6 protein-coding genes are annotated in these 5,636 nt (G+C 72.4%); 2 read left to right on the forward strand and 4 right to left on the reverse strand.

The window, feature by feature from the left end:
* Both ASJ79_RS17325 and aroB read left to right on the forward strand, forming a co-directional pair.
* A partial coding sequence (locus tag ASJ79_RS17325) for a shikimate kinase (protein ID WP_067957567.1) occupies positions 1-565 on the forward strand: 565 nt, incomplete at its 5' end.
* Positions 562-1,641 carry a 3-dehydroquinate synthase gene (gene aroB, locus ASJ79_RS17330; protein WP_067957569.1) on the forward strand — a complete coding sequence of 360 codons (1,080 nt, stop codon included), beginning with the start codon at positions 562-564 and terminating at the stop codon, positions 1,639-1,641. The genes ASJ79_RS17325 and aroB, both read left to right, overlap by 4 nt.
* Here aroB and ASJ79_RS17335 read toward each other — a convergent pair.
* From ASJ79_RS17335 to ASJ79_RS17350, 4 genes are all read right to left on the reverse strand, one after another.
* Positions 1,638-2,684 (reverse strand): low specificity L-threonine aldolase, encoded by a 1,047-nt coding sequence (locus ASJ79_RS17335; protein ID WP_067957571.1) that lies wholly within the window; start codon positions 2,682-2,684, stop codon positions 1,638-1,640. The two genes, aroB and ASJ79_RS17335, sit on opposite strands and share 4 nt — an antisense overlap.
* Complete coding sequence (locus ASJ79_RS17340; RefSeq protein WP_067957573.1) at positions 2,681-3,697, reverse strand: asparaginase; 1,017 nt, start codon at positions 3,695-3,697, stop codon at positions 2,681-2,683. The genes ASJ79_RS17335 and ASJ79_RS17340 overlap by 4 nt, the downstream gene beginning before the upstream one ends.
* Positions 3,694-4,119: a nuclear transport factor 2 family protein gene (locus tag ASJ79_RS17345; protein WP_156448500.1), complete on the reverse strand. Its 426-nt coding sequence runs from the start codon at positions 4,117-4,119 to the stop codon at positions 3,694-3,696. The genes ASJ79_RS17340 and ASJ79_RS17345 overlap by 4 nt, the downstream gene beginning before the upstream one ends.
* Before the next feature lie 28 nt (positions 4,120-4,147).
* Positions 4,148-5,636, reverse strand: a 1,489-nt coding sequence (locus tag ASJ79_RS17350) for an amidohydrolase family protein (protein ID WP_156448501.1), incomplete at its 5' end; no start/stop codon positions are given.

Below are 5,636 nucleotides of genomic sequence, written 5' to 3' on the forward strand. Positions count from 1 at the left end.
CGACGCCGCGATCGAGAAGAGCACGGGCCGCAGGATCGCCGACATCTTCGCCACCGACGGAGAGGCCGAATTCCGCCGCATCGAGGAAAGCGTGATCCGCGACGCGCTGGCCGGTCATGACGGGGTGCTGTCGCTGGGCGGCGGGGCGGTGATCACCGAGGGCGTGCGGGAGGCGCTGCGCGGTCACACGGTGATCTATCTGGAGATCAGCGCCGCGGAAGGGGTGCGCCGCACCGGTGGCTCCACCGTCCGGCCGCTGCTGGCCGGCCCCGATCGCGGTGAGAAGTACAAAGCCCTGATGGCGCAACGGGTTCCGCTGTACCGGAAGGTCGCCACGATGCGCGTGAACACCAACCACCGCAACCCCGGGGCGGTCGTGCGGCACATCGTGAACCGGCTGGAGAACCCGTCGGCGAAATCGGACCGGCGCCGGCGGCGGCCGGTGTGGCGCCGGGCGCCGCTGTCCTTGACGACGTCCCCGTCGACGGAGGCGCCGCCCAGTCCCGCCGCGGTCGCGGCCAGGAAGAGCGCAGGTTCGCCGTGCGCGCGGAAGGATGCCCAGTGACAGAGCCGGTGACGGTCGAGGTCCGTACCGATCCGCCCTACCCGGTGATCATCGGCACCGGTCTGCTCGGCGACCTCGAACGCCTCCTCGAGGGTAGGCACAAGGTCGCGGTCCTGCACCAACCCACCCTCACGCAGACCGCTGAGGCGATCCGAACTCATCTGGCGGACAAGGGAATCGACGCGCATCGCATCGAGCTCCCCGACGCCGAGGGCGGCAAGGAGCTGCCCGTCGTCGGGTTCATCTGGGAGGTGCTCGGACGCATCGGCGTCGGCCGCAAGGACGCGATCGTGAGCCTGGGCGGCGGAGCGGCCACCGACGTCGCCGGATTCGCGGCGGCGACCTGGCTGCGCGGCATCGACATCGTGCACATCCCCACCACGCTGCTGGGGATGGTCGACGCCGCGGTGGGAGGCAAGACCGGCATCAACACCGACGCGGGCAAGAACCTCGTCGGCGCGTTCCACCAGCCGGCGGCCGTGCTCATCGACCTGGCGACGCTGGAGTCGTTGCCGCGCAACGAGATCATCGCCGGGATGGCTGAGATCGTGAAGGCGGGCTTCATCGCCGACCCGGTCATCCTCGACATGATCGAGGCCGACCCGGACGCCGCGCTCGACCCGACCGGGACGGTGCTGCCGGAGCTGATCCGGCGGGCGGTGGCGGTCAAGGCCGAGGTGGTGGCCGCCGACGAGAAGGAATCGCAGCTGCGCGAGATCCTGAACTACGGCCACACGCTGGCGCACGCGATCGAGCGGCGCGAGCGCTATCAGTGGCGTCACGGCGCCGCCGTCTCGGTGGGGCTGGTGTTCGCCGCCGAACTGGGCCGGCTGGCCGGGCGGCTCGACGACGCCACCGCGGAGCGGCACCGCGCGATCCTGACCTCGCTGGGCCTGCCGGTCACCTACGACGCCGACGCGCTGCCTCAGTTGATGGAGGCCATGCTCGGCGACAAGAAGACCCGCGCCGGTGTGTTGAGGTTCGTGGTGCTGGACGGGCTGGGCAAGCCCGGACGGCTGGAAGGCCCGGACCCGGCGCTGCTGGCGGCGGCGTACGCCGAGGTCGCACGCGGCTAACCGTCGAGCGCCGCTCGAACACGGTCGGCGAACCAGTCCACCTCGGCGTCGGTGGTGTCGAAGGACGTCATCCAGCGAACGACGTCGCGGGTCGGATCCCAGACCGCGAACGTCGTCTCGGCCAGGAGCCGCTTCAGCGCCTTCCGCGGCAGACGCGCGAACACCGCGTTGGCCTCGACGGGGTGCACCAGCTCGACGCCCGGAAGCGCGGTGACGGCTGCGGCGAGCCGGCCGGCCGCGGCGTTCGCGCGCCGGCCGTTGGCGATCCAACGGTCATCGGTGAGCAGCGCCGAGAACTGTGCCCCCACGAACCGGCCCTTCGACGGCAGCTGCGCCGCTCCCTTGCGCGCCGCCCGCCACCCGTCGGCAGCGTCCGGGGTCAGGAACGCCACCGCCTCGCCGAACATCATGCCGATCTTGGTGCCGCCGATGGTCGCGACATCGACCCCGGTGTCACGCAGCACTTCCCGAAGACCCACCCCGAGGGCGGCCAGAGCGTTGGCCAGCCGCGCACCGTCGACGTGCAGCAGCATGCCGTTCTCGTGCGCGAAGTCCGCGAGCGCGGAGAGCTCCGCCGGGGTGTAGACGGTGCCGTACTCGGTGGTCTGGCTGATCGAGACGACCCGGGCGGTGGCGTACTGGTGATCGTCGCGCGTCCAGAGCAGCGGCGCGATCGACTCCGGGGTGAGCTTGCCGTGCTCGGTGGCGATCGGAACCGTCTTCGAGCCGGTCATGCGTTCGAGGGCGCCGCATTCGTGCGTCTCGAGGTGGGCGCCGGCCGGCGTGAGGACCGAGTGCCACGGCCGGAGCAGGGGGTGCAGCCCGACGACGTTGGCGCCGGTGCCGCCGAACACGAAGCCGACCTCCACCTCGCCGCCGATCCGTGCCGCGATCTGCTCGGCCGCCGCCTCGGTCCACGGATCCCGGCCGTAGGCGGGGCAGTGGCCGACGTTGGCCGCCGCGATCGCCGCCAGCACGGCCGGGTCCACCCCGGCGGTGTTGTCGCTGCCGAGAAGCGCCGAGCGGTGCACGCTCGTGGTCATGCCGGGCTCAGCACCTTGACGCCCTCCTCGAACAGACTCCCGGCGCGGTCCACCGTCTGCGTGGAGGCGAGCAGCAGCATGAGGAGGAGCCGGGCCTTGGCGGAGGTGAGCGATCCCGCCTGCAGCACGCCGGCCTCGCGCAGGGCGACACCCCCACCGGGACCCCCGTAGGGCGACGCGGTTCCACCGGTGAGCGTGCGCGTCGCGAGCACCACCGGCAGGCCCGCGGCGAGCGCGCGGCGCACCGCGGGCTCGGCCGATCCGGGAATGTTGCCGTACCCGGTCCCGCGGAGCACGATGCCGCGGGCCCCGGTCGTGTCGATCACCGCGTCGATCAGGTTCTCCTCGATCCCGGTGTAGGTGTCGATCACCGGAACCGCGGGCAGCGGCAGATCGGGGAGCGGGACGAGGAAGCGCGGTGCGCCGGCGGCGAGCACGTCGACGACACGGTTGCGCACGATCGCGATCGGACCGCGGCCGGGGGAGGCGAACGCGTCGGTGCGGAACGAGTCCACCTTCACCGCCGACCGCGCCGCGTGTACCTCGTCGTGCAGCGAGATCACCGCGCCGCGGTCCCGCAGCCCGGGCGCGGTGGCGACGAGCGCCGCCTGGCTGAGGTTGCGCGGGCCGTCGCCCGAGATCTCGCCGCCGTTTCGCATCGCACCGCAGAACACCACCGGTACGTCCGCGGCGACCAGGATGTCGGCGACGAACGCCGCCTCCTCGATGGTGTCGGTCCCGTGGGTGACGATCACGCCGTCCACCGTCCCGTCGGCGACCGCGCGCGTGATCCGCACCGCCACGTCGACCATGTGGGCCGGTGTGACGTTCCAGCCGTTGACCCGGACGAGCTCCTCGGTCCCGATCGAGGCGAAGGCGTCGAAACCGGGGACGTCGGCGATCAGATCGTCGATCGGTACGACCGAGCGCACGGCGCGGGTGACCGGATCGGGCAGCGACGCGATGGTGCCCCCGGTGGCGACGACGTGCAGGCGCGGCGCGGCCGCCGTCACCCGATGCCCCCGGGCCGCGGGGCTGTGCTCGCGGGGGAGAGATGCGCATGGGCCAGCGCCCAGCCGTCCGGGGTGCGCCGATAGATCTGCGTCGAGCGGGTGGTGACCTCACCCACCGGGACCGGCGGCTCGCCGTCGCCGTTCCAGGCGATCGTCGCGCGTGCCGAGGACAGCACCCACGCGGCGTCGCCCTCGAGGCGCAGGTGCACGTCGAACGCCTTCCACGGGGTGGTGACCTCCAGTTTCGAGACACGGCCGGGCACGTCGTCGGGCTTACGGGAGACGTAGCCGTTCACCTCGTACACGGTGCCGACGGCCGAGTCCAGGCTGTCGGCAAGCCGGGCGGGATCGTAGAGGCGATCGAGCGCCAGGTTCTCCTCGTGCAGGTCCATCAGGACACGGATGTCATCGGCGCGGGTCATGGGTGTCTCCTTGTTTCTCCGGTGGTGTTCATCGGCCGTGCCGGAGCACACGCCCGGCACGGATGCCGGTCGGGCCGGCGGCGGTCCAGGTCGGCTCGCCGCTGACGAACACGGCGTCCAGTCCTGCGCTGTACTGCATCGGATCGGCGTAGGTGGCGCGGTCCGCGATCGTGGCGGGGTCGATCACGAGGATGTCGGCGACGGCTCCGGCTCGGATCACCCCGCGGTCGGGCAGCCCGAACAGGGCAGCGGGAAGCCCGGACGCCTTGTGCACCGCCGCCTGGACGCTCAGTGCCCCGGTGTCGAGCACGTAGTGACGCAGGACCCGGGTGAACGTTCCGAACAGCCGCGGATGCGGTCGCCCGGTGAGGATGGGCAGTCCGTCGGTGCCGTAGGCGCCGTGCGGGCTGGTGACCGCCGCGATCACGTCGGGCTCGTCCATGCCGAAGTAGACGACGACGCAGCGGCCCGAGGTCTCGGCGTCGACGCGGTGGACGGCCTCGGCGAGGTCACACGACCATTCGGCGGTCAGTTCCGAGAAGTCCCGGCCCACGAGGTCCTCCCGGCCCGGCGCCGCCGCGATCACGAGGTCGGCCGGCGGGGCGACGTGTGCTCCGCCCAGCACCTCGACGGCGTCGGTGAGGTAGGTGGACGCGGCGCGGTAGGGGTAGACGTCGAAGCTCGCCCCCGCGCGGGCGATCGAATCGATCAGCCCGGGCACCAGACCCCAGTTGGCCGGGCCCATCGCCTTGAGATGGCTGATGTGCGCCGGGCGGCCCGCCGCGTCACCGATGCGGAGGGCTTCGGCCACGGCGTCCTGCACGGCGTCGCCCTCGTCGCGGATGTGCGACGAGTACAGCCCGCCGGCCTGCACGGCAGCCCGGGCGAGTTGGGCGACCTCCTGTTCGTCGGCCTCACGGCCCGGGTGGTAGATCAGCCCGCTCGACATGCCGACGGCACCCTCGGCGACCGCGTCCGCCACGATCCGGCACATGGCCGTGCGCTCGGCGGCGCTCGCCCGCCCCCACTCGACCCCGGCGGCGAGCCGCACGCCGCCGTGCCCGACAAGCGCGGCGACGTTGACGGCGGGCGCACACGACTCGACCCAGTCCAGGTAGCCGGCCATGCTCGTCCAGCTGATGGGGTCCGGGGCGGGACCCATGGCGACCTGCAGCCGCTCCGCGGCGCCGGCGTCCGTCGGCGCGAGCGGCGAGGCGCTGTTGCCGCAGTTGCCCACCACGACCGTCGTGATGCCCTGCGAGACCTTGAACGACATGTCGGGCCGAACGCCCACAGCAAGGTCGTCGTGGGCGTGCAGGTCGATGAAGCCCGGCGTCACGAGGCGGCCCGACACGTCGACCACCCGATCGGCCGCGGCATCCACCGCGGGCCCGCCGGGGGCGACGACGGCGCGGATGCGGTCGCCGTCGATGAGCACGTCGGCCGTGATCGGGACGGTGCCGGTTCCGTCCACGAAGATCGGACGAGCGTCGGGTAGGGAAAGAGGGGAGAGGTCG

It is taken from the genome of Mycobacterium sp. NAZ190054, from assembly GCF_001545925.1.
Classification (GTDB): Bacteria; Actinomycetota; Actinomycetes; order Mycobacteriales; family Mycobacteriaceae; genus Mycobacterium.

What these genes read in the sequence shown, in the direction of transcription:
- ASJ79_RS17335 (WP_067957571.1), bottom strand. Translation starts at nt 2,684, where the DNA reads ATGACCACGAGCGTGCACCGCTCGGCGCTTCTCGGCAGCGACAACACC.
- ASJ79_RS17345 (WP_156448500.1), bottom strand. Translation starts at nt 4,119, where the DNA reads ATGACCCGCGCCGATGACATCCGTGTCCTGATGGACCTGCACGAGGAG.